At 74.7% G+C, this 21,848-nt stretch carries 20 protein-coding genes and 1 tRNA gene; 10 read left to right on the top strand and 11 right to left on the bottom strand.

All coding sequences use genetic code 11. The annotated features are described in order from the left end of the window. The first annotated feature begins 169 nt into the window (after positions 1 to 169). Together sepX and AC5L34_RS09950 are read left to right on the top strand one after the other, a co-directional pair. Complete coding sequence (gene sepX / locus AC5L34_RS09955; RefSeq protein ID WP_441174491.1) at positions 170 to 961, top strand: divisome protein SepX/GlpR; 792 nt, start codon at positions 170 to 172, stop codon at positions 959 to 961. 191 nt (positions 962 to 1,152) lie between these two features. Then, positions 1,153 to 1,226: transfer RNA gene (locus tag AC5L34_RS09950), tRNA-Ala, on the top strand. A gap of 84 nt (positions 1,227 to 1,310) precedes the next feature. Here AC5L34_RS09950 and AC5L34_RS09945 read toward each other — a convergent pair. The 4 genes from AC5L34_RS09945 to AC5L34_RS09930 all read right to left on the bottom strand — a co-directional run bounded on the left by AC5L34_RS09945 (position 1,311) and on the right by AC5L34_RS09930 (position 4,208). Next, positions 1,311 to 1,550: a hypothetical protein gene (locus AC5L34_RS09945; protein ID WP_494824564.1), complete on the bottom strand. Its 240-nt coding sequence runs from the start codon at positions 1,548 to 1,550 to the stop codon at positions 1,311 to 1,313. A gap of 74 nt (positions 1,551 to 1,624) precedes the next feature. After that, positions 1,625 to 2,131: an O-acetyl-ADP-ribose deacetylase gene (locus AC5L34_RS09940; RefSeq protein ID WP_494824563.1), complete on the bottom strand. Its 507-nt coding sequence runs from the start codon at positions 2,129 to 2,131 to the stop codon at positions 1,625 to 1,627. 12 nt (positions 2,132 to 2,143) lie between these two features. After that, positions 2,144 to 3,505, bottom strand: a complete 1,362-nt coding sequence (locus tag AC5L34_RS09935) for a glycosyltransferase family 2 protein (protein WP_441174488.1) — start codon at positions 3,503 to 3,505, stop codon at positions 2,144 to 2,146. 148 nt (positions 3,506 to 3,653) lie between these two features. Further along, positions 3,654 to 4,208, bottom strand: coding sequence for a M23 family metallopeptidase (locus AC5L34_RS09930; protein ID WP_441174487.1), 555 nt, complete (start codon positions 4,206 to 4,208; stop codon positions 3,654 to 3,656). Positions 4,209 to 4,463: 255 nt separating this feature from the next. On the opposite strand from AC5L34_RS09930, the gene AC5L34_RS09925 reads away from it, so the two are divergent. Further along, positions 4,464 to 5,153: a hypothetical protein gene (locus tag AC5L34_RS09925; RefSeq protein ID WP_494824561.1), complete on the top strand. Its 690-nt coding sequence runs from the start codon at positions 4,464 to 4,466 to the stop codon at positions 5,151 to 5,153. 159 nt (positions 5,154 to 5,312) lie between these two features. Here AC5L34_RS09925 and AC5L34_RS09920 read toward each other — a convergent pair whose 3' ends face one another. Further along, positions 5,313 to 6,368 carry a hypothetical protein gene (locus tag AC5L34_RS09920; RefSeq protein ID WP_494824560.1) on the bottom strand — a complete coding sequence of 352 codons (1,056 nt, stop codon included), beginning with the start codon at positions 6,366 to 6,368 and terminating at the stop codon, positions 5,313 to 5,315. 228 nt (positions 6,369 to 6,596) lie between these two features. After that, positions 6,597 to 7,253: a 4'-phosphopantetheinyl transferase family protein gene (locus AC5L34_RS09915; protein WP_494824559.1), complete on the bottom strand. Its 657-nt coding sequence runs from the start codon at positions 7,251 to 7,253 to the stop codon at positions 6,597 to 6,599. Between the two features lie 258 nt (positions 7,254 to 7,511). On the opposite strand from AC5L34_RS09915, the gene AC5L34_RS09910 reads away from it, so the two are divergent. Beyond that, on the top strand, positions 7,512 to 7,781 hold the full coding sequence (locus AC5L34_RS09910; protein ID WP_441174481.1) for a hypothetical protein: 270 nt from the start codon (positions 7,512 to 7,514) through the stop codon (positions 7,779 to 7,781). A gap of 43 nt (positions 7,782 to 7,824) precedes the next feature. Here the strand turns inward: AC5L34_RS09910 and AC5L34_RS09905 are convergent, their stop codons facing one another. Together AC5L34_RS09905 and AC5L34_RS09900 are read right to left on the bottom strand one after the other, a co-directional pair. Beyond that, positions 7,825 to 8,478 carry an HNH endonuclease family protein gene (locus tag AC5L34_RS09905; protein WP_494824558.1) on the bottom strand — a complete coding sequence of 218 codons (654 nt, stop codon included), beginning with the start codon at positions 8,476 to 8,478 and terminating at the stop codon, positions 7,825 to 7,827. Positions 8,479 to 8,925: 447 nt separating this feature from the next. After that, entirely contained in the window at positions 8,926 to 10,659 is a 1,734-nt protein-coding gene (locus AC5L34_RS09900) for a dolichyl-phosphate-mannose--protein mannosyltransferase (RefSeq protein ID WP_494824557.1), read from the bottom strand. Positions 10,660 to 10,725: 66 nt separating this feature from the next. Here AC5L34_RS09900 and rsmI point away from each other — a divergent pair, with 66 nt between their 5' ends. After that, the gene (gene rsmI / locus AC5L34_RS09895; protein WP_441174478.1) at positions 10,726 to 11,592 is read left to right on the top strand and encodes a 16S rRNA (cytidine(1402)-2'-O)-methyltransferase; all 867 of its coding nucleotides are present in this window, start codon (positions 10,726 to 10,728) and stop codon (positions 11,590 to 11,592) included. Positions 11,593 to 11,668: 76 nt separating this feature from the next. Here rsmI and AC5L34_RS09890 read toward each other — a convergent pair whose 3' ends face one another. Continuing rightward, the gene (locus tag AC5L34_RS09890; protein ID WP_494824555.1) at positions 11,669 to 12,706 is read right to left on the bottom strand and encodes a hypothetical protein; all 1,038 of its coding nucleotides are present in this window, start codon (positions 12,704 to 12,706) and stop codon (positions 11,669 to 11,671) included. A 149-nt stretch (positions 12,707 to 12,855) separates the two neighbouring features. On the opposite strand from AC5L34_RS09890, the gene metG reads away from it, so the two are divergent. Continuing rightward, on the top strand, positions 12,856 to 14,658 hold the full coding sequence (metG, locus tag AC5L34_RS09885; protein WP_494824553.1) for a methionine--tRNA ligase: 1,803 nt from the start codon (positions 12,856 to 12,858) through the stop codon (positions 14,656 to 14,658). 109 nt (positions 14,659 to 14,767) lie between these two features. On the opposite strand, the gene AC5L34_RS09880 is transcribed toward metG, so the two are convergent. Together AC5L34_RS09880 and AC5L34_RS09875 are read right to left on the bottom strand one after the other, a co-directional pair. Further along, complete coding sequence (locus AC5L34_RS09880; protein ID WP_494824551.1) at positions 14,768 to 15,619, bottom strand: alpha/beta fold hydrolase; 852 nt, start codon at positions 15,617 to 15,619, stop codon at positions 14,768 to 14,770. 90 nt (positions 15,620 to 15,709) lie between these two features. After that, a complete protein-coding gene (locus AC5L34_RS09875) occupies positions 15,710 to 16,942 on the bottom strand; it encodes a hypothetical protein (protein ID WP_441174474.1) in 1,233 nt (410 codons plus the stop codon). Positions 16,943 to 17,024: 82 nt separating this feature from the next. On the opposite strand from AC5L34_RS09875, the gene AC5L34_RS09870 reads away from it, so the two are divergent. The 4 genes from AC5L34_RS09870 to AC5L34_RS09855 all read left to right on the top strand — a co-directional run bounded on the left by AC5L34_RS09870 (position 17,025) and on the right by AC5L34_RS09855 (position 21,815). Next, entirely contained in the window at positions 17,025 to 17,951 is a 927-nt protein-coding gene (locus AC5L34_RS09870) for a TatD family hydrolase (protein WP_494824549.1), read from the top strand. Between the two features lie 55 nt (positions 17,952 to 18,006). Next, positions 18,007 to 18,876, top strand: coding sequence for a 16S rRNA (adenine(1518)-N(6)/adenine(1519)-N(6))-dimethyltransferase RsmA (gene rsmA, locus AC5L34_RS09865; protein ID WP_441174472.1), 870 nt, complete (start codon positions 18,007 to 18,009; stop codon positions 18,874 to 18,876). Between the two features lie 10 nt (positions 18,877 to 18,886). After that, positions 18,887 to 19,843 (top strand): 4-(cytidine 5'-diphospho)-2-C-methyl-D-erythritol kinase, encoded by a 957-nt coding sequence (locus tag AC5L34_RS09860; protein ID WP_494824547.1) that lies wholly within the window; start codon positions 18,887 to 18,889, stop codon positions 19,841 to 19,843. A gap of 166 nt (positions 19,844 to 20,009) precedes the next feature. Next, positions 20,010 to 21,815, top strand: coding sequence for an ABC-F family ATP-binding cassette domain-containing protein (locus AC5L34_RS09855; protein ID WP_441174470.1), 1,806 nt, complete (start codon positions 20,010 to 20,012; stop codon positions 21,813 to 21,815). The last annotated feature ends 33 nt before the right edge of the window (positions 21,816 to 21,848 follow it).

Genomic DNA, 21,848 nt, shown 5'->3' with positions numbered 1-21,848 from the left:
CGCACGGGATCGGCGCGGCGTGTCAGCATCCGCGTCCACGGCCCGTAACCTCAAGTAACTGCAAGCTGTGGCAAGCGCTGCTCCATCCGTACGATCCGCGCATCCGACCACCATCGGTGGAAGATCCTGCGGCCGGGCGGTGGTTGCTCCGAATTCGGTGACGGGAGGGGTGAGGGTGCCGACCTCGGTGCTCCTCGCCGTCCTCGCCGCCGCCGGCCTGCTCGCACTCGCCCCGGCGCTGGTTCGCCGGTACGACGCCACCGAGCGGCTGGTGGCGGAGCGGGCGCAGTCGACGGCGCGGGTGCTCCAGCGCCGCCGGCGGCGCCGTACTGTGCCGGGGCGCCGCCCGGTGCACCCGCCCCGTAGCCTCGTCATCACCCTCAGTGAGGATGCGAGCACCGGTGGGCTCTCCGCACCCGTTTCCGCGCCCCCCGCCGCTCGCCGGTCGAAGCGGCTGCGCGCCGTGCCGCCGGCCCCCCGCAAGGGCCGCCGTCGGCCGCCGCCCCGCCGACAGCACGCCCCCGCCGTCTACCGGCGCCGCCGGGTGCTCGCCGCTCTGCTGCTGCTCAACTTCGTCGAGCTGATCGGCGTGGTCGTGGTCAGCCCCGGCTTCTGGATCAGCTTCGGGGTCAGCGCCACCCTGCTCGTCGCGTACGTCGTACACCTGCGGCGGCTCGCCGTGGCGGATCGCCGCCGGCGGCGGGCCCGGGCCCGGGAGGCGGCGTGGCTGGCCGCCCGGCAGGCCGAGGTGCGGCGCGAGCAGGCCCGGCGCGCGGCGGCCCGCCGGGAGGCGCAGCGCCGCCTGGCGGCCCAGCGCGAGGTGGTACGCCGCGCCGCGATGGGCCTGGACCGTCCGGCGGACCTGCCGGCGGCGGCCAACGGCGGCTCCGTCTCCTACCGCCGCTCGGGCGGCCTGCGCGGCCGCCCCTACCAGTCCGGTCGCGGCTCCCACTCGGCGTGACCGGCGCTGCTGCGCCGGCGCCGGGGCGCCTTGCGAGATCTTGGTGGCTGGCGGCCCCCGGAGGGGCCGTTTCGCGCCAAGATCTCGCTCGCGGGAGGGGTGGGTTCGCGGCGGGGGCGGTGAACCTGTTAACCTTGGCGCCGGCCCGCCCGGTGAAAGCCGGGTGGGACCGACGCCGGTCCGCCGGCGGAGGGGTTGTGGCGCAGTCCGGTAGCGCACCTCGTTCGCATCGAGGGGGTCAGGGGTTCGAATCCCCTCAACTCCACCCAGTTCAGGCCGTTTCCGCCAGTCGGGGACGGCCTTTTCAGCCTTCGCAGCGGTTGCCGAACAGGTCGACCGGACCGACCCGTCAGCGGTTCTGCTGCGGCGGGGCGTCGAGCCAAGCGGTGAGGCGCGTCGGCCAGTCCTGGTTGGCGAATCCCGCTGCGACCAGGAGATCCGGCCAGTCCTCGTTGGCCAGGCGCACGGCGTCATCGAGCTTGTCGAGGCGGCCCTGCACCAGTCGCACGATGGCTGCGAACATCCGCTCCGGGGCCTGGCGAGAACCAGTGACCAACTGGTCGAGACCGTGCAGCTTGTGAAGGACCACGTCATCGTGATCTGGAAAGTCAGCGCCGATCCGACGTCGGAGTCGAGGCGAGATGTCTGGCACGCTGGCCCGGCTCAGTCGGCCGACGCGGCTGCTGCCAGGAGCCGGTACGTGGCCTCGTCGAAGGCGACCAGGCGGACGTGTTCGACGGCGGTGGGTGTCGCCCTGATGGTCGTGACCGCGATCGTCGCCGCCTGGTCGGACGGGTATCCGTAGACGCCGGTGCCGATGGCGGGGAAGGCGACGCTGCGAGCGCCGATCTCGTCGGCGACCTGGAGACTGCGCCGGTAACACGACGCCAGGACGTCCGTCTCGCCGTGGCCGCCGCCCTCCCACACCGGACCGACCGTGTGAATGACGTGGCGTACGGGCGGGTCGAGGTCGAACGCGGGGGTGGCGACGGCCTCGCCCGGGTCGCACGGCGCGAGGGCGGCGCCCGCCTGCGCCAGCCGCGGTCCCGCCGCCCGGTGGATGGCCCCGTCGACGCCACCGCCGCCGAGCAGCGACTCGTTCGCCGCGTTGACGATGGCGTCGACGGCCTCGCGGGTGATGTCACCACGTACCACTTCGATCAGAGGCATGGCTCGATGATGTCATCGCCGGTGCGGGCGGGCGCCCCGCGCGGCCGGCGTCAGGGACCGCAGGGTCAGCACGTCACCGAGCCCGTCGACGTGGGACAGGTCGGTGGCGAACGCGTCGCCCAGGGCGCGGCGCAGGTAGCCCAGCACCGCCGGCCCGGGGGTGGGCGGCGCGGATCCGGTGTCGCCGGTGGAGACCAGGTGCACCTCGCGGGCGAGTCGTCCGGAGGTGTTGACGAACCGGCAGAGGTCGTCCCAGCGCAGGTACCGCCAGAAGTCGACGCTGACCACCGCGTCGAGGCTGCCCGCCGGGATGGGCGGGTCCATGCCGACCAGGTGGTGGTTCGTGGGACCGGGCGGGGCGGCGTAGTCGAAGGTCAGCGCGCCGGGCGGCAGGTCGACCTGCGCGCTGCCGGTGCCCACCCACAGCACGCGGGGGCCGGGCAGCCGGTCGGCGAGCCGGTCGAACGCCGGGCCGATGCGGCACGTCGAGCGCCGTGCGCAGTCGGTGGCCGCCCAGCGGTAGTAGACGATGCGCTCCAGCGAGTCGTACACGTCCAGCAGGCCGTAGAACTCCCACTCGATGACGTGGTACTGCCCCGTCAGGAGGCTCCGGTTGGCCGCGAAGTCGGCAAAGTTGCGGTCGGTGTTGCGGTGGTGCGGGAGGTGGAACGCGCGGGCCTCGTCGTCGTACGCGAAGTTCGACCCGGTGACGCCGAGGTGCCGGTGCACCCGGTAGAACAGCTCGATGTCCTCCAGGCCCCAGCGCAGCCCGGCGCGTTCGTCGAACCCGCCGGCGCGGTCGAACAGGTCGCGGGCGAGCGAGATGTTGTGGGTGTAGGCCAGCGCCCAGCCCGCCCGGAGCCAGTCCTGCCCCGGCGGCTCGCCGTGCGGGAAGCGCAGGTCCCCGGAGCGGTCCGCGCGGCGGCGGGGGACGCCGGTCAGCTCCCGCCCGTCGACGACGGCCTCGACGTGTTCCAGGCTCAGCTCGTCGCGCCGGCCCATCAGCACGGCGGGCCGGCCGGCGACCGCGTGGTGGGCCAGGTGGCGCTCCAGCAACTGCGGGGAGGCGTACGAGTCGGCGTCGAGGAACAGCAGCAGCGGCGCCCGGGTGTGCCTGACGGCCTCGTTGCGGGCTGCGGAGCGGCCCCTCCGCCGGGGGAACTCGATCAACCGGAGGTCGAGGCCGGTGGCCGCCCCGACGGCGTCGGCGTATCCGGCGGGGGAGCCGCCGTCGCGGGCCACGACCACCTCGAAGCGTTCAGGACGGACGGTCTGCCGGGTCAGCGACCGCAGCGTCAGCGCCAGGCACTGCGCGTCCTGGTAGGTGGGTATGACCACGCTCAACTCGACCGCGTCGTCCGTCCGTGCCGCCATCCGACTTCCCTCCGTAGCTGCCTGTGGACCGGGGTGCCGGCAGGCGCCGGCACCCCGTCCGCGACGCGTCCCGGGCGCCGACCGGCCGATGCCGGGGGCGGCGCCCGGGAGCGCTTCCATCAGTGGCTGGGATTATCGGTCACGGGCCTCAGGCGTAGTAGTTCACGCTGACCGGCCAGGTGCCGGTGTACGGCGTCCAGCCCTGGAGGGTGGCGGGGATGCCCACCCGGGTGTTGCAGTTGATGACCTGGAAGTGCAGGTGCGGGCCGGTGGACGCGCCGGTGCTGCCCGACCAGCCGATGACGCGGCCCTGCGGCACCCAGGTGCCGGCGTTGTAGATCGCCCGGTTCAGGTGCGCGTAGTGGGTGCACTGGCCGTTCGAGTGCCGGATGATCACCTCGATGCCGTTCTGCCAGTACGGCGACCAGTTCGACATGATGATGGTGCCCCCCTGCGAGGCGGAGACCTCGTAGTTGGCCGGCAGCCCGAAGTCCCAGGCGTACTCGTTGTAGGGGCCGACGTGCGAGTAGGTGCCCTCCGGCCCCTGGGTGACCCGGTAGGACTCGCCCGCCGGGTACGGCAGCTCGTAGTAGTAGTTCGCGGCGGCGGCGGGGGTCGCGCCGGCGACCGTGGCCCCGGCAACCACCAGCAGGGCAGTCACGGCCCCGCCGATCCGGCGCAGGACCGTCTTCATGGTGTTCATGGGGATCGCTTCCTGGTATGTCGGCAGAAATCGGCATCGCCGTGGTCGACGGTGCCCCCGGGAGCTAAGCAGCGCGCCAGATGGGGATCAATCGATCCGTGGACGTCTGGGGTGGGATCAATGGGTCGACAGGGGTCGGCGCGACACCGGGTGACGTCCGCGAGGCGTGGCGTCGAGGGAACCCGTACGGGGACCCGGCAGCCGCGACAGTCCCGGGCGCCGGCAGGCGTGCGGCCGGTCACTACGCTGCCGCCCGTGGAGCGGATGGGGAGCGTGTTCTGGATGGGCGGCTGCGTGGCCGTCGCCCTCCTCATCGGTGTGGGCATCGTCGCGCTGATCGTGACGACCCACCGGCAGGAGCGGGAGCGGCGGGAGCGCTGGCGACAGTGGGCCGCCCGGTACGGCTGGACCTTCGTCGAGCGGCCCCAGCTCACCTGGACGGACCGCGTACCGGGGCGCGACCGCCGGGGCGTGCGGTTCGCGCTGACCGGGACGCTGCACGGCCGGCCCGTCTGCGTGGCCGAGTACGCGTACACCGAGACGCACACCTCGACCGGCGCCGACGGCAACCAGACGACCAGCTCGCAGACCCACACGTACGTCGTCAGCTCGGTGTGGCTGCGACGGGAGTTCCCCACGCTGGCGGTCGCGCCGCGGCACGCCCTCTCGAAGCTGGGTCGCGCGTTGTTCGGCAGCGACACCTACGCCACGGGCCACGAGGAGTTCGACCGGCAGTGGCGGGTGGCCGCGGCGGCGCCGGGGCAGCAGGCGCTGGTCGGGCCGACCCTGATCGCCGCGCACCTCGCCGGGGCGGTGCCGAGCTGGAGCGTCCGGGCGGCGGAGCTGATCACCCACCGGGGCGGCCGGTTGGACGATCCCGCCCTGCTGCCGTCGCTGGTGACCCCGTTGATCACGGTCGCGGACCTGCTGGAGCAGGGCCGCTGACCGTGCACCGCCTGCGATCCGCGGGCCGGCCGACGTGACGGCGGCCGGCGGACCCGACCAGCGCGGGGGAGGCCGGCGGACCCGACCAGCACGGACGGCGGACGGAAGATGCGCGGGAGGCCGGCCCCGAGGGACCGGCCTCCCGTCACGAGGCGCGGGTCACGGCCGCCAGGAGCCGGCGGTCTTGAACCTGTGCCGGTACTCGAGCGTGCCGTTCTTGTCGGCCACGTTGAACACCACCGTGCCCGCCCGCTTGCTGCCCTCGGGCAGGTTGTTGCCGGAGCCCAGCAGGTCGCCGCAGCCGGAGAGCGCGCTCGCCAGGCCGTTGGCCTTGGTGCCGTTGGCGGCCACCCACTCGAAGTAGAACGGGTTGATGGAACTCCTGCCCTTGGTCACCGTCGCGTCGACGTGGGCGATCAGGTACATGCCCTTGTCCGGGGCCGGCGCGTACGACCGGCAGCCCTTGGTCTCCGTGGTGAACCGGGTGACCGTGATCTCGATGGTGCCCTCGTCGTCGGCGACCACCAGGGTGGCGCCGGGCCTCAGGTTGAAGTTCTCGCCGGTCCTCGCCGTCGGGGCGGGGCCGTCCGGCTGAAGCGTGATTCCCGGGACGGCCTTCTCCAGGTCGTTCGCGGCCTTGTTGGCGCCGGCGACGAGCGCGACGATGCCGCCGACGCAGCAGAGCAGGGCCAGCACGGCCACCACGGCCACGACGATCAGGACGGTGTTGTTCTTCTTCGGCGGCGCCACCGGGTGCGGCGCCCCGAGCGGGTAACCGGGTGCGCCGGGCGGCGGGTAGCCGGGCCCACCGGGCGGCGGGTAGCCGGGCCCACCGGGCGGCGGGTAGCCGGCCCCACCGGCCGGGTAGCCGGGCGTGCCGGACACCGGCGGGTACGGCGTACCGGAGGTCGGCTGGTGCGGGGCGGCCCACGGCTCGCCCGGTGCGCCGGAGACCGGCGGCTGCGGCATGCCGGAGACCGGCTGGTGCGGTGCGCCGGAGATTGGCGGCGGCGCCCACGGCTCGCCGGGCGCGCCCGACACCGGGGGTTGGGGCGCCCCGGAGAAGGGTGGCTGCGGCGCGGCCCACGGGTCCCCGGCCGGCTGCTGCGGCGGCACGGGCGGGAGCGGGGCCCACGGATCGCCCGTGGTCTGCGGGGCCCCGGAGGTCGGCGGCTGGGGCGGCTGGCCGCCCTGTTCGGCGGGGAACTGCGGCATCGGGGCCGGCGGGTACGGCTGCGGCTGCTGCTCCGGGTTCGGTTGGTTCGGATCCTGAGGCCCGTAAGGGGGCGGGGGGTGACTCACCGTACTCCTAGGCACACCTGACGACGACGGCAAACGCGGCTGACGCTACCGTGCGCGGACAACGGACCATCTTCGCGTCTCCGCCGGCGCCGCGCCGTCCCCTGTTCGGTTACGCCCGCCCCGACCCGTGCCGTGTGCGGCTCAGCGGGGCAGCAGCACGGCGGCGGTGCGTACCAGGGCCTCGTCGACGCTGAAGCGGCCCGTGACCAGCGCGGGCGGATCGGGCACGGGGGCGGTGTCCCGCCGCGCCGGCGCGATGCGGGCCGTGAACGTGCCGGCCTCCGGGTCGAGCTCCACCAGGGCGTCGTGGAAGTCCAGCCACGTGCCGACGAGCGGGTGCCACACCTTGTAGACCGTCTCCTTGACGCTGAACACCACCGCCGGCCAGGAGGTCCCCGCAGGCAGGCGGGCGCACCGGTCCTCCTCCTCGGGCAGGCAGACCAGCCGGCGTACGCCCGCGTTGAGCTCGCGGTGCCCCTCGGCGTCGATGCCGACCGACCGGATCTCGTCTTCACGGGCCGCGACTGCCGCGCAGTAGCCGGCGGTGTGGGTGATGGCGCCGACCACGCCGCCCGGCCAGACCGGTGACCGGTCGGCGGCCGACGGCACCGCGACCGGGGGCACGCCGAGGGCGGCCATCGCCCGTCGGGCGCAGACCCGTCCGGCGGTGAAGTCGCGGCGGCGGCTCTGCACCGCGCGGTCGCTGAGGCAGGCCCGCTCGGCCGGCAGCAACTCGCCCGTCCAGTCCGACGGCCCGGCCACGGCCACCGCCACGGCCGGCGGCAGCAGGTCACGCATCGCCGCCTCCCCAGGGGTACGCCCGCCCGACGGCGGGCCCGGCGGGCGGCGGCCGGTGCGGCAGGTGTGGACCGCGCCGGCGGGCCGGCGCCCGGTCCACGGTCGGCGTCGCGAGGGCCATGACTGGTGAACGTACCGCACCGCGTAACGCCGGAGCGTCCTGCGGCGCTGACAGGGCGTCGCCGGGGGACGATCACCTTCCACTGTCGACGGCGGCCGTCCGGAACGGACCGTCTGGCGAACCGGAGAGGGAGTGCGATGACCGGTGGTGTGGAGTCCTCGGCGTCCGGATCGGACGAGCACGCTCCACTGGCACCCGGCTGGACCTGCGGCACCTGCGGCGCCGACTGGCCGTGCGCGGTCAAGCGGTCCCGGCTGCTGGAGGAGTACCGGACGGACCGGGCCATGCTCAGCGTCTACCTGGGGTCCTGCCTCGCGGCCGCCGCCCAGGACCTGCCGGCGGCGCCCGGGGCGTCCCTTCAGGACCGCTTCATCGGCTGGTTGCCCCGCGTCCCCCGGGTCTCCTGACCAGTGTCGGGGCGGCCGACCGGCCGCCCCGGACGCTTGACGGTCAGTACGCGTGCGTCACCGTGATCGTGATGTTCGTGCAGGAAGCCGCTCGGCTGGTCAGCGCGCTCTTCTCGGCGCTGTCCACGCTCAGCCGCCACCGGGTCTTCACCGCGACCCACTCGCCGACGTAGCGGCACTTCTCGTTGGTCGGCAGCCAGGTCGCCGGGTCCTGGTCGCCCTTGGCCTGGTTGACGTTGTCGGTCACCGCGACCAGTGAACGGACGTCGCCGAGGTCGTTGGCGAACGCCTGCCGCCGCGACGTGGTCCAGTTCCGGGCGCCGGAGTCCCACGCCTCGGCCAGCGGGACCATGTGGTCGATGTCGAGGTCGGACGGGTTGGTCCAGTAGGCGCCGTCGTAGTAGGAGCGCCAGCGCCCACCGGTCAGTTGGCAGCCGGAGCCGACGGTGGGGCGGGTGGTGGCCTCGGCGATCAGTACCTCGTACCGGGTGTTGCAGCCGTCGGAGTCCGCGTCGGTCCAGTGTGGGAAGAGGCTCCGGGAGTACCCGGTGCGGCTCTCGGCGGCCACCGGCAGGTCGGCGACGAGGGTGCGCAACGGCACCGAGACGGTGGCCGCGTGGGCGGGGGCGGACAGTCCGAGGGTGGCGGCGGTGACGGTGGCCAGCAGGCCGCCTGCCCAGCGGAGGGTACGGGTCATCGCGAACTCCGTCCGATCGATCGGGGGTTGGCCCACAGTGCAACCGGCCGGGGTGCCGGCGGACCGGACCCGAGATGGCCGGAGAACCAAATCTGTCGATACGTTACGGGAAGTCGTGACTGCTGGGAATCCCGTCAACGGCAAAATGTGGCAGATGCCGGACCCGCCGACGGCGTCGATCCGTACCGTTTGCGCAGGATGACGGACCGTAAGATGCCGGATGTAAACCATCTGTTCGGTGTCACGTCGGTCGGAAATCTGACCGAAGTCGACCCGTTGTGCCAGTGGTACGGGGTGGTTAAGCTCTTGATGCGCGCCCCAATCGCCCGCTTCCCCCGTGGCAGGCGATCGGGGCGCGCTTCTACGTCGAACGGGCCCGCACGCCACCGCGTGCGGGCCCGTTCTCCGTGCACCCGCCGCGCCGGGCGACGGGTGCCGTGCCGTCCGTCAGATCCAGCGGCCGTCCAGCCACATCCGCGCGGACCACTCCGCGTACGGCAGCAGCTTCCCGACGAAGATCGGATAGAAGTACGCGAAGCAGAGCGCGACCAGCAGGACGTACGCCCCGACGATCACCCCGCCGACGAGCCTGCGTTCCCGCGCCTCGTCGGACTCGCCACCCGGGGCGGGGGAGCCCGGCTGCGCGTCCGTGGCCGGGGCGCCGATCTGCGCGGTGGCGGCGCCCGGTGGGCCGGCCGGCGTGACGATCGCGCCGAGCACGTAGGTCACCGCCAGCACCAGGAACGGCAGCGCCGGTGCGGTGTAGAAGGAGAACATCGTCCGGCCGTCGAGCGCGAACCAGAACCAGGGCAGCAGGCCGGCCGCCACGACGAGCAGGATCGCCCCCGCCCGCCAGTCCCGCCGGGCCAGGCCCAGCCAGGCCAGCGCCACCAGGGCCGGCAGGAACGACCACCAGAGCAGGGGAGTGCCGAGCAGCAGGACCTCCGCGGCGCAGCTCGCCGCCCCGCAGGACCCGTCGCCGGACCAGTAGAAGGCGACCGGCCGACCCAGCAGCAGCCACTGCCACGGCCACGACTGGTACTTGTGCGGGTCGTCGAGGCCGGCGTGGAAGCCGTACGCGGCCTTGTGGTACTCGATCAGGTTGTTGAGCGCGCCGAACACCGGGGTGTCGCTCAGCGGGGCGTTCGGGTACCGCTCGGCCAGCCGGTAGTAGCCCTCGTCGCCGAGCAGCCAGCCGGACCAGGTGGCGACGTAGGTGAGCACGAGCAGCACCCCGGCCAGCACCAGCCACGGCACCTCGTCGAGGAGCGTGTCCCGCCACGGCCGGCGTACGCCCGCGGAGCGGCGGACGCCCACCTCCCACAGGATCACCAGCAGCGCGAAGACGGGCAGGAAGTAGAGCGCGCTCCACTTGACCGCGCAGGCGCAGCCGAACAGGACGCCGGCGGCGAGCCGCCACCACGGCCAGTTCCGCCAGCCGCCCGCGGGCCGCCCGGCCCGCCCCGGCCGGCCCGGGTCCAGGCCGGCCTCCAACGCCCGCGCCCACCGGCGGCGCCGCGCGTCGCGGTCGAGCACCAGGGCGCCGAAGGTGGCCAGCACGAAGAAGAGCAGGAAGATGTCGAGCAGCGCGGTGCGCGAGAGCACCAGGTGGAAGCCGTCCAGGGCGAGCAGCAGGCCGGCGGCGCAGCCGAGCACGGTGGAGCGGAACATGCGCCGGCCGATGCGCACCAGCAGCAGCACCGACAGGGTGCCGACGACCGCCGCCGAGACCCGCCAGCCGAACTCCGGCGCGGTCGTCATCAGCTGCCCCGGCACCGAGATGCCGTGCTCGGCGTCCGAGTAGCCGAAGGCCCACTCGCCGAGCCCGATCAGCCACTTGCCCAGTGGCGGATGGACCACGTACGACGGGCCGCCGTCCTTGAAGTTCCACTCGACGCCCTTGTCGACCAGCCCCCAGGCGTCCCGGGCGTAGTAGGTCTCGTCGAAGATCTTGCCCGGCGGGTGGCTCAGCCCGACGAAGCGCAGGATCGCCGCGATCGCGACGACCACGCCCGTGGCGAGCCAGGAGCGCCCGTCCAGCCCGGCCTCGACCGTGGCCAGCCGTCGCCGGACCGCGCCGGGAACCCCGCCGGACGCGCTCGGCGGTCCCTGGGGCGGGCCCCCGTCCGTGGGATCCGGCCCCGCCTGGTCCGCGCTCTGTGCTGTCGACGCACTCGTCACCCGGCGATCGTAGGCTGCGAAGGTGCCCGGTGGCGCCCGTCGTCTCCGATACCGGCAACATCGTCGATGAAGGAGTCCCATCTCGTGGGTGAAATGTCCGCAACCGGGCGCCTGGTCCTGCTCGGCGCGCCGCTCGGCAACCCCGCCGACGCCTCTGCCCGGTTCCGCGAGGTGCTCGCCGCCGCGGACGTGGTGGCCGCCGAGGACACCCGCCGGCTCACCCGGCTGGCCCGGGACCTCGACGTCACCGTCGGCGGCCGGATCGTCTCCTACTTCGAGGGCAACGAGGAGCGGCGCACCCCCGAGCTGGTCGACGTGCTCGCCGCCGGCTACGTCGTGGCCCTGGTGACCGACGGCGGCATGCCGAGCGTCTCCGACCCGGGCTACCGGCTGGTCACCGCCGCCCTGGACGCCGGCGTGCCGGTCACCGCCGCGCCGGGCCCGAGCGCGGTCACCACCGCCCTGGCCCTCTCCGGCCTGCCCTGCGACCGGTTCTGCTTCGAGGGCTTCCTGCCGCGCACCGGCGGCGCCCGCCGGTCGCGCCTGCGGGCCCTCGCCGCCGAGGAGCGGACGCTGGTCTTCTTCGAGGCGCCGCACCGGATCGCCGCCGCGCTGGCCGACCTGGCCGCCGCGTTCGGCGCCGACCGGCCGGCCGCGCTCTGCCGCGAGCTCACCAAGACGTACGAGGAGATCGTCCGCCGCCCCCTCGGCGAGTTGGCGGACTGGGCGACCGAGGGGGAGCCGCGCGGCGAGATCACCCTCGTCGTGGCCGGCGCGCCCGAGTCGGCCCCCGAGCGGCCCGACGACGACACGCTGCGGGCCGCCGTCGCCGCCCGCGAGGCCGCCGGCCTGTCCCGCCGCGACGCGATCACCGAGGTCGCCACCCAGTACGCGCTGCGCCGCCGCGACGTCTACACCGTCGTGCACGCCTGAGCACCCACGCGGGTTGCCGGCACCCGGCACCCCGACCGGGCACCCGGCGCTCAGCCGGCGGCGTCCGACCGGGGCCTCACCAGGCGGCGACGAGGAAGCCGACGGTGATCACCAGCGGGCCGGCCAGCGCGACGGTGACCGCCCAGCGGCGGGCGCGCGGGTCGGCGATCCGGGTCGACCCCGTCCAGCGGGCGATCCCGGCGGCGCAGCCCAGCACCACCAGCAGGCCGAGCAGCCAGCGCAGGTGCGCGGCCGGGCCGGTGTCCGCGTACGCGGTGCCGCTGTGCGGGCCGGTCATCCGGGCCGGCAGCGTCGTGCCGGTCGCGGTGCGCTCGGCGGCCACCCCGCTCACCCGCACGCCGTGTGCGGTCCACGTCTCGTCGGCCGGGGCGAAGTTGCCCCGGCAGCGCTGCGTCAACCCGCCCCCGGTGCAGTCGGCGATCACCACCGTGCCCCGCGTGGCGTGCCCCACCGCCAGCCAGAACGGGCCGGCGCTGACCCACGCGAAGAACGCCGCGACCAGGCTCAACGCGAGCAGCGCGGCCAGCCCCGGCAGCGGATCGGGCGGGCGGGGGCGGCGTGGTGCCCGCCGCCGCGCGGCCTCGTCCCGCGTCGACCGTTGCCGCTCGTGCGGCGGGTCCTCCCGGACCGGCGTGCCGTCCCAGTGCACCAGCTCGATCGGCGGCCAGTACGCGCCGTCGTCGTCCGGCCCGTCCCCGCCGCCCGGCGTACGCCCGGCGTCGTTCCGGTCGGGCGCGGACCGACCGCCCGCGCCGTCCGGCGTACGCCCACCGTCGTCGGGGTCCGGCGGGCCGTCGGCGGCCGGACGTCCCCGCCGGGGCCAGCGGTTTGGCTGGCGGACCGGGACCCGGCGTGGCAGGGCGTCCACCGGCGCCCCGGTCGTGGGCTCCACCTCCACGGCGGGCGCGGGGGGCGGCGGCGCGGACCCCGCGACGGCGGCATCGGTGGGCGGCTCCGGCGGCGCGGCGGCCGGGACCACCCGGGGGTGCGGCGCGAGGGTGCCGCGCGACGCCCCCGCCCCGCCGCCGTCCGCGGGGCCGGAGGGGCGGTCGTCGTGATCGGGGGCCGCTCGTCTGCCAGTCACGGCGTTCATTGCACCCCGTCACCGGGGCGGGGGCCGGCAGCTCAGGCCGCGTGTCGGCGACAAATCGGGCAATCGGCGGAGCCCTTCCGACCGGGCCGCCGACCCGCGGGCCCTATTGGTTCGCGGTCACCGAGAGCGGGTCACTAGGCTTGCTGGTCATGAGTCACGTTCTCGCGGCGGTCGCCTGGCCGTACGCCAACGGCCCGCGCCACATCGGCCACGTCTCCGGTTTCGGCGTTCCCTCCGACGTCTTCAGCCGGTACATGCGGATGGCCGGGCACGACGTGCTCATGGTCTCGGGCACCGACGAGCACGGCACCCCCATCCAGGTGCAGGCGGACGCCGACGGGGTCACCCCGCGCGAGCTGGCCGACCGCTACAACCGGGTGATCGTCGAGGACCTGCACGGCCTCGGGCTCTCCTACGACCTGTTCACCCGCACCACCACCCGCAACCACTACGCGGTGGTGCAGGAGCTGTTCGAGGGCATGTACCGCAACGGCTACATCGTCCCGAAGACCACCATGGGGGCGATCTCCCCGTCCACCGGCCGGACGCTGCCCGACCGCTACATCGAGGGCACCTGCCCGATCTGCGGCTACGACAGCGCGCGCGGCGACCAGTGCGACAACTGCGGCAACCAGCTCGACCCGATCGACCTCATTGACCCGAAGTCGCGGATCAACGGCGAGACCCCGAAGTTCGTCGAGACCGAGCACTTCTTCCTCGACCTGCCCGCCCTGGCCGACGTGCTGCGGCAGTGGCTCGACACCCGCGAGGGCTGGCGGCCCAACGTGCTGCGCTTCTCGAAGAACCTGCTCGACGACCTCCAGCCCCGGGCCATCACCCGCGACCTGGAGTGGGGCGTGCCGATCCCGCTCGACGGCTGGCGCGAGCGCCCCGACAAGCGCATCTACGTCTGGTTCGACGCGGTGATCGGCTACCTGTCCGCCTCCATCGAGTGGGCCCGCCGCTCCGGCGACCCCGAGGCGTGGCGCCGGTGGTGGTCCACCGACGGTGAGGGGAAGGACGCCCGCGCCTACTACTTCATGGGCAAGGACAACATCGTCTTCCACTCGGTGATCTGGCCGGCGCTGCTCTCCGGCTACTCCGGCGAGGGCAGCCGCGACGGCGAGCCGGGCCGGCTGGGCCGGCTCAACCTGCCCACCGAGGTGGTCTCCAGCGAATACCTGACCATGGAGGGGAAGAAGTTCTCCTCGTCGCGCCGGGTCGTCATCTACGTCCGTGACTTCCTGGAGCGCTACGACGCCGACGCGCTGCGCTACTTCATCGCCGCCGCCGGCCCGGAGAGCAACGACACCGACTTCACCTGGGCCGAGTTCCTCCGCCGCAACAACGACGAGCTGGTCGCCGGCTGGGGCAACCTGGTCAACCGGTCCGTCTCCATGGCGGCCAAGAACTTCGGCGCGATCCCGCCCGTCGACCCGGCCGGCCTCACCGAGGCCGACGAGGCGCTGCTCGCCGTAGCCCGGGCCGGCTTCGCCACCGTCGGCGACCTGATCGCCCGGCACCGGCAGAAGCAGGCCATCGGCGAGGCGATGCGGGTGGTCGCCGAGGCCAACCGGTACCTCTCCGAGCAGGCGCCGTGGAAGCTCAAGGGCGAGGACGACAAGCCGCGGATGGGCACCATCCTGCACGTCGCCCTCCAGGTGGTCAGCGACGCCAACACGCTGCTCACCCCGTTCCTGCCGCACTCCGCGCAGAAGGTGCACGAGCTGCTCGGCGGCACCGGCGTGCACGCCCCGATGCCGGTGATCGAGGAGGTCGAGGACCTCGACGGCGGGCCCGCGTACCCGGTGCTGACCGGCGACTACACCGTCGGCGCGCGCTGGGAGTCCGTACCGCTTCAGGCCGGCCGGCCGCTGGCCGCGCCGAAGCCGGTCTTCCGCAAGCTCGACCCGTCGATCGTCGACGAGGAACTGGCCCGCCTGGCCGACTGACGGCCGCCTGCCGTGCCGACGGGCGCGACCCCCTCGGGGGCCGCGCCCGTCGCCGTCGGGTGCCGACCGCCGCGCCCGTCGCCGCCGAGGAGCCGGCGGCCCTGACGCGTCAGGCCCGGGCCATCGCCGGCGCGCCGATGAAGTCCATGATGCTGCGGTTCACCTCCGCCGCGTTCGTCCACGGGATGCCGTGCGGCGCGCCCTTCAGCGTGACGAGCTGGCTGCCGGGCAGCATCGGCTGGAGCCGCTGACCGGTCTTCGGGTACGGCAGCACCGCGTCGGCGTCACCCTGCACGATCAGCACCGGCACGTCGATGCGGGACACGTCGCCCCGGAAGTCGGTCTGCCAGGCGTCCACGCTGTCGTGCGTGCCCTTCGCCGAGGCCCGGGTGCCGATCTCCCAGTGCGCCCGGAACGCCTCCTCGCTGACCAGCCTGCCCTTGTTCTCCCGGTAGTTGAAGAACGCCTCGCAGAAGGTGGTGAGGTAGGCGAACCTGTCGTCGATGATGGCCTGCTGGAAGCCCTGGAACAGGCTCTTCTCCACCCCCTCCGGGTTGTCCGAGGTCTTCAGCAGGAACGGCGCGAGCGGGGCCAGCAGCACCGCCCGGTCCACCCGCTGCGAGCCGTACACGCCCAGGTAGCGGGTCACCTCGCCGGTGCCCATCGAGTGCCCGACCAGGATCGCGTCGCGCAGGTCCAGCTCCGTCATCAGCACGTCGAGGTCGGCGGCGAAGGTGTCGTAGTCGTACCCGGACGCCGGCTGGGCGGAGTTGCCGAAACCCCGCCGGTCGTACGTGATCGTCCGGTATCCGGCGGCCAACAGCGGCCCGGTCTGCTTCTCCCAGGTCGCCCCGTTGAACGGGAAGCCGTGGATGAGCACGATCGGCTGCCCGGAGCCGTGGTCCTCGTAGTACAGGTCTACGGGGGCGGAGTTCTCCGTCCCCACGGTGATGAAAGGCATGCGCGTCTCCTCGTCACGTGACGGTCGGGACGCCGGCGGGTTCCCGCCCTGCCCGGGGTTATGCCGCCGCACGCGCCTGCCGGGCCCGGGTCACGGCGCGTACGGCAGGTCCACCACCCGGTCGTCGGTGGCCTCGGCCGCGGGCGCCCACGTCTCGTAGACGCCCCGCTCCTGGCACTGCGCCCCGGTCTCCGCCACGGCGTCCGGGCCGGGCCGGCGCAGGCGCAGGCGCAGCCACCCGGACTCCTCCCGCAGCACCAGGCAGGGCACGCCCCGCCAGTCGGCCAGCCGCAGCCGGCGCGCCGCCGACTCCACCGGGTAGCGGGCGGCCCGCGTCATCGCCAGCACCCGGAACCCGCCCGGCAGGTCGGCCACCGCCTCGTACTCGCCGCCGGCGTAGCCGCCGACCAGGCGGGTGGAGCGGGGTGCCTCGCCGGTCGGCACGTACTCCTGGTCGGGGGAGAGCCCCGGCACCGCCGCCAGCAGGTGCCGCCACTGCGGGCCCACCATCCGCAGCCAGCCGCGCTGCTCGGCCTGGTAGCTGTAGAGCACCACCTCCGCGCCGTCGGGCGGGTAGGCGAGCAGGGTGGCGTTCGCCGGCATCGGCAGGTCCGCGAAGTCCCGGGTGACGAACTCCGGGACGAGCTGGGCGCTGCTGGGCACGAAACCGGTGCCGAGCACCGCCCCGCCCAGCCGGTCCCGGGGCGCGAGCGCGGTCAACCCCCGGTGCGCCTCGCCGACCGGCACGTCGTAGTCGGTCGGGTCGGCCGCCCGCCAGCGCAGCGCGTACGTGACGTCCGCGCCGTCGTGGCCCTCCGTGCCGTCGGTGCGCAGCACGGCCGTGGCCGCCGGCGTACGCAGGTGCGCCACGTCGTGCTCCCGGTAGCAGAAGCCGTGCGGCAGCCACCCGCGCACGTACCCGGCGAGCTGCCGGGCGGAGAGCACCTTGACCATCCGGGTGCCCCGCCGCAGCACCGCCGAGGCGCGCACCGCCGCCAGCGTCGGGTCACCGGCGGCAGCCGGCTGCTGGCTGAGCTGCTGCACGTACGACCAGCCCCGATCGCGGTGCAGCGGCACCAGCAGCGGGGGCTCCGCGTCCTCGGCCGGCACCGCCGCCGGAGGCACGACGCCGACCTCGGTCGCGTGCGCGAACCTGCGCCACGGCAGCGCGGCGCCGGGCCGGGGCGCCCACTCGAATCCGGGTGCCTCCTCGGCACTGAACAGCTCGTACGCCGCGCCCCTGGCGATCTCCTCCGCCGGGTACACCACGCCCCCGTACGTCACGCGCGGGCCGTTTCCGCTGCTCTGAGGGGTGACGGTCACGCCGACGACGCTAGGCGCGAGATGTGCCGTTGCGGTGAACGGCCGGTGGCGTCCCCGGAACACCGGCCGCCCGCGGTGTGTGATGCTGGCCGCGATGAGCGAGCCCACCGAAACCCGCAAGCAGCGCGCCGCCCGCCGGGCCGGGGAGTTCCCGCCCGTACCCGAGCCGCTGCCCCGCCCCGTGCTGGACAGCCACACCCACCTCGACATCACCGTCAGCGAGGCCGGCGTACCGCCACGCCCGCGCGCGGACGGTGAGCCGGGCGACGGGCCCGCCGGGGACCCGGTCGCCGCGGCCGTCGCCGTCGCCGCGTCGGTGGGCGTCGACCGGCTGGTGCAGGTCGGCGTGGACGTCGCCTCCTCCTGCTGGGGCGCCGACGTCGCCGACACCCACCCGGCCGTGCTGGCCACCGTGGCGCTGCACCCCAACGAGGCCCCCCGCCTGTCCGACCTGGACGAGGCGCTGCGCGAGATCGAGGCGCTCGCCGCCCGGGACCGGGTACGCGGCATCGGCGAGACGGGAATGGACTTCTTCCGCACCGGCGAGGAGGGCCGCGCCGTGCAGGAGGAGAGCTTCCGGGCGCACGTCGCCATCGCCAAGCGGTACGGCAAGGCGCTGGTCGTGCACGACCGCGACGCGCACGCCGACGTGCTGCGGATCCTCGACGACGAGGGCGCACCGGATACCGTCGTGCTGCACTGCTTCTCCGGCGACGCCGACTTCGCCCGCGAGTGCGTCCGCCGGGGCTACCTGCTCAGCTTCGCCGGCACGGTCACCTTCGGCAGCGCCGCCGCCCTGCGGGAGGCCGCCGCGGCGACCCCGGTCGAGCAGCTCCTGGTGGAGACCGACGCGCCCTACCTGACCCCGATGCCGCACCGGGGCCGACCGAACGCCTCGTACCTGATCCCGCTGACCGTTCGGTCGCTGGCCGAGACGACCGGCACGGACCTGGACGAACTCTGCGCCGCCATCTCCGCCACCGGCGAGCGCGTCTTCGGCCCGTGGTGACGGGGAGGACCCCTGGCCCGCGCGCCCCGGGAGCGGCCCGCATAGGCTACGGGGCGTGACCGGTCTCCTCGGCCCGGCGGAGATCCGGGAACTGGCCGCCCGGCTGGGCGTCACCCCCACCAAGAGGCTCGGCCAGAACTTCGTGCACGACCCGAACACCGTCCGGCGCATCGTCACCGCCGCCGGGCTGACCCCGGACGACGTGGCGCTGGAGGTCGGCCCCGGCCTCGGCTCCCTCACCCTCGCCCTGCTTCCCGCCGCCGCGCACGTGCACGCCGTGGAGCTGGACCCGACGCTGGCCGCCGCGCTGCCGGAGACCGCCGCCCGGCACGCCGGCGCCGACGCCGCGCGGCTGAGCGTGCACCACGCCGACGCGCTGCGCGTCCGCGCCGCCGAGCTGGCCGATCCCGCGCCGACCGCGCTGGTGGCGAACCTGCCCTACAACGTGGCCGTGCCGGTGGTGCTGCACCTGCTGGCCGAGCTGCCCAGCCTGCGCCACGGGCTGGTGATGGTGCAGAAGGAGGTCGCCGACCGGCTCGTCGCCGGCCCGGGCTCCAAGGTGTACGGGGTGCCGTCGGTCAAGCTCGCCTGGTACGCCTCGTCCCGCGCCGCCGGGAAGGTCCCGCCGAACGTCTTCTGGCCGGTGCCGAACGTGGACTCGGGGCTGGTCGCCTTCACCCGCCGCGAGCCGCCCCGCGCCGACGTACCCCGGGAACGGGTCTTCGCCGTGGTGGACGCGGCCTTCGCGCAGCGCCGCAAGACCCTGCGCGCCGCGCTGGCCGGCTGGGCCGGCGGCGCCGACCGGGCGGCCGAGGCGCTCACCGCCGCCGGCGTCGACCCCGGCGCGCGGGGCGAGGCGCTCACCGTCGAGCAGTTCGCCGCCATCGCCGCGTCGGCTCCGGTCGCCCCACCCGCCGCGCAGTAGGCTGACGCCCGTGACCGAGGCCTGGGGACCGGACGACGAGGACGAGCAGCGGCGGCGTGGCGCCAGCGGACCGGTGCGCGTCCGGGTTCCCGCCAAGGTCAACCTGCATCTCGGGGTGGGGCCGCTGCGCCGCGACGGCTACCACGAGCTGAACACCGTCTACCACGCCATCTCGATCTACGACGAGCTGACCGCCCGTCGGGGCGACACGCTCACCCTCACCATGGAGGGCGAGGGCGCCGGCGAGCTGGCCCTGGACGACACCAACCTGGTCATCCGGGCGGCCCACGCCCTCGCCGGCTACGCCAAGGTGCCGCCGCACGCCCGGCTGCACCTGCGCAAGCAGATCCCGCTGGCCGGCGGGCTGGCCGGCGGCAGCGCCGACGCGGCCGCCGCACTGGTCGCCTGCGACGCGCTCTGGGGGACCGGGCTGTCGCGCGACGAGCTGGCCCGCATCGCCGCCGGCCTCGGCTCCGACGTGCCGTTCCTGATCCACGGCGGCACCGCGCTGGGCACCGGCCGGGGCGAGACGGTCAGTCCCGTGCTGGCCCGCCCCACCACCTGGCACTGGGTGGTGGCCGTCGCCGACGGCGGCCTCTCCACGCCGGCCGCCTACCGGGAACTGGACCGGCTGCGCGACGCCGGCACCGCCGGCGAGCCGCTGGGCAGCACCGACGCGCTCTTCGCCGCGCTGCGCCAGCGCGACCCCCGGGTGCTCGCCGCGACCCTCGGCAACGACCTCCAGGACGCCGCCCTGGCGATGCGCCCGTCGCTGGCGGAGACGCTGAAGGCCGGCGAGGCGGCCGGCACGCTGGCCGGCATCGTCTCCGGTTCGGGGCCGACCTGCGTCTTCCTCGCGACGGACGCCGCCGACGCGGAGCGCATCGCCGCGGAGCTGACCACCGCCGACGTGTGCCGCGAGGCGCGCACCGCGCACGGCCCGGTCCCCGGCGCGCGCGTCACCTGACCGGCCCGCTCCTCCCCGCACCCGACCCGGCCTCCCCGGGGGCCGCCGGCCCAGGTTCGCGGGAGCCCGCGCCCGGCGGGCGGCGGGGCGGTCCGCGTACGCTGGAAGCTCAGGCGTCCCAGGTGCCGACCGGCACCGGGACGCCTTGATCATGGGAGGTGAGGTCGTGGCCAACATCGTCAACCTGGACCGGGTGTCCAAGGGCTACGGGGCCGCCGGGCCGCTGCTCACCGACGTCTCGCTCGGCCTGGACGACGCCGACCGGATCGGCGTGGTCGGCCTCAACGGCGCCGGCAAGTCCACGCTGCTGCGGCTGCTCACCCGGATCGAGGAGCCGGACGACGGCCGGGTCACCCACCGCCGCGACCTGCGGGTCGCCTGGCTGCCGCAGACCCTCCAGCTCGCCCCCGAGGCCACCGTCCGGGACGTGGTGCTCGGCACCGCCTGGCTCGGCGAGAGCATGGGCGCCGAGCACGAGTGGGCCGGCGACGCCGGCGTGCGGGCCATCCTCGACGGCCTCGGCATGCCCCATCTCGGCCTCGACCAGCCCGTCGGCCCGATGTCCGGCGGCGAGCGGCGGCGGGTCGCGCTGGCCGCGCTGCTGGTGCGCGAGTCCGACCTGCTCATCCTCGACGAGCCCACCAACCACCTCGACGTCGGCGGGGTCGACTGGCTGGCGAAGTACCTCGTCGGCCGCAAGGGCGCGCTCGTCGTGGTCACCCACGACCGGTGGTTCCTGGACGCCGTCTGCACCACCACCTGGGAGGTCGCCGACCAGACCGTCCGGGCGTACGAGGGCGGCTTCGCCGCGTGGACGCTGGCCCGCGCCGAGCGGGACCGGGTCGCCGCGGCCACCGAGGCCCGCCGGCAGAACCTGCTCCGCAAGGAGATCGCCTGGCTGCGGCGCGGCCCGCCCGCCCGCACGTCCAAGCCGCGTTTCCGTATCGACGCCGCCAACGCCCTCATCGCCGACGTCCCGCCGGCCCGCGACACCATGTCGCTGCAACGGCTCGCCACCGCCCGGCTCGGCAAGCAGGTGTACGACCTGGAGCACGTCACCCTGCACGCCGGCCCGAAGGAGATCCTGCGCGACACCACCTGGCAGGTAGGCCCCGGCGACCGGATCGCCGTCCTCGGCCGCAACGGGGCGGGCAAGACCACCCTGCTGCGGATGCTGGCCGGCATCACCCGTCCCGACGGCGGGCGCTTCGCCACCGGCTCGACGGTCCGGCCGGCCTTCCTCTCCCAGGAACTGGCCGAGCTGCCCGGTCACCTGCGCGTGCTCGAAGCGGTGGAGGAGGTGGCCCGGCGGGTGCAGCTCGGCGACCGGGAGGTCTCCGCCGCCCAGCTCGCCGAGGTCTTCGGCTTCGACGACCGGCGGCTCTGGACGCCGGTCAGCGACCTCTCCGGTGGCGAGCGCCGCCGCTTGCAGATGCTGCGGCTGCTCGCCGGGGAGCCGAACGTGCTCCTGTTCGACGAGCCCACGAACGACCTGGACACCGACACCCTCGCCGCGCTGGAGGACCTGCTCGACTCCTGGCCCGGCACCGTCATCGTGGCCAGCCACGACCGGTACCTCATCGAACGGGTCACCGACGTCGCGTACGGGATGTTCGGCGACGGCCGGCTGGTGCACCTGCCCGGCGGCGTCGACGAGTACCTCGCCCGGGCCGCCGGCCGGCCCGACCCGGTGCTGCCCGAGACGGCGTCCGGAGCCGACGCCGACGCCCCCGCCGCGACCGGCATGTCCGCCGCCGAGGCGCGGCAGGCCCGCAAGGAGCTGGCCCGGCTGGAACGGCAGGTCGCCAAGCTGGAGCAGAAGGAGGCGGCGCTGCTCGACCAGCTCGCCGCGCACGCCACCGACTACGCGAAGGTCGCCGAACTCGACGCCCAGCTCAAGGAGCTGCGGGCCGAGCGGGAGCGGACCGAGGAGTCCTGGCTGGCCCTGGCCGACGAGATCCCGGCGAGCTGAGCCACCACCTGCTCGTGGCGCCGCACCGGGAGG

The sequence above is a fragment of the Micromonospora sp. ZG13 genome, assembly GCF_059359355.1.
The sequence above is the reverse complement of the archived record's forward strand: the minus strand, read 5'-3'. Positions and strand labels throughout refer to the sequence as shown.

What these genes read in the sequence shown, in the direction of transcription:
- AC5L34_RS09920 (WP_494824560.1), bottom strand. Translation starts at nt 6,368, where the DNA reads ATGCCGCAGTTCCCCGCCGAACAGGGCGGCCAGCCGCCCCAGCCGCCG.
- metG (WP_494824553.1), top strand. Translation starts at nt 12,856, where the DNA reads ATGAGTCACGTTCTCGCGGCGGTCGCCTGGCCGTACGCCAACGGCCCG.
- AC5L34_RS09880 (WP_494824551.1), bottom strand. Translation starts at nt 15,619, where the DNA reads ATGCCTTTCATCACCGTGGGGACGGAGAACTCCGCCCCCGTAGACCTG.
- AC5L34_RS09905 (WP_494824558.1), bottom strand. Translation starts at nt 8,478, where the DNA reads ATGACCCGTACCCTCCGCTGGGCAGGCGGCCTGCTGGCCACCGTCACC.
- AC5L34_RS09890 (WP_494824555.1), bottom strand. Translation starts at nt 12,706, where the DNA reads ATGAACGCCGTGACTGGCAGACGAGCGGCCCCCGATCACGACGACCGC.
- AC5L34_RS09940 (WP_494824563.1), bottom strand. Translation starts at nt 2,131, where the DNA reads ATGCCTCTGATCGAAGTGGTACGTGGTGACATCACCCGCGAGGCCGTC.
- AC5L34_RS09930 (WP_441174487.1), bottom strand. Translation starts at nt 4,208, where the DNA reads ATGAACACCATGAAGACGGTCCTGCGCCGGATCGGCGGGGCCGTGACT.
- AC5L34_RS09870 (WP_494824549.1), top strand. Translation starts at nt 17,025, where the DNA reads ATGCTGGCCGCGATGAGCGAGCCCACCGAAACCCGCAAGCAGCGCGCC.
- rsmI (WP_441174478.1), top strand. Translation starts at nt 10,726, where the DNA reads ATGAAGGAGTCCCATCTCGTGGGTGAAATGTCCGCAACCGGGCGCCTG.
- AC5L34_RS09910 (WP_441174481.1), top strand. Translation starts at nt 7,512, where the DNA reads ATGACCGGTGGTGTGGAGTCCTCGGCGTCCGGATCGGACGAGCACGCT.
- AC5L34_RS09915 (WP_494824559.1), bottom strand. Translation starts at nt 7,253, where the DNA reads ATGCGTGACCTGCTGCCGCCGGCCGTGGCGGTGGCCGTGGCCGGGCCG.
- AC5L34_RS09935 (WP_441174488.1), bottom strand. Translation starts at nt 3,505, where the DNA reads ATGGCGGCACGGACGGACGACGCGGTCGAGTTGAGCGTGGTCATACCC.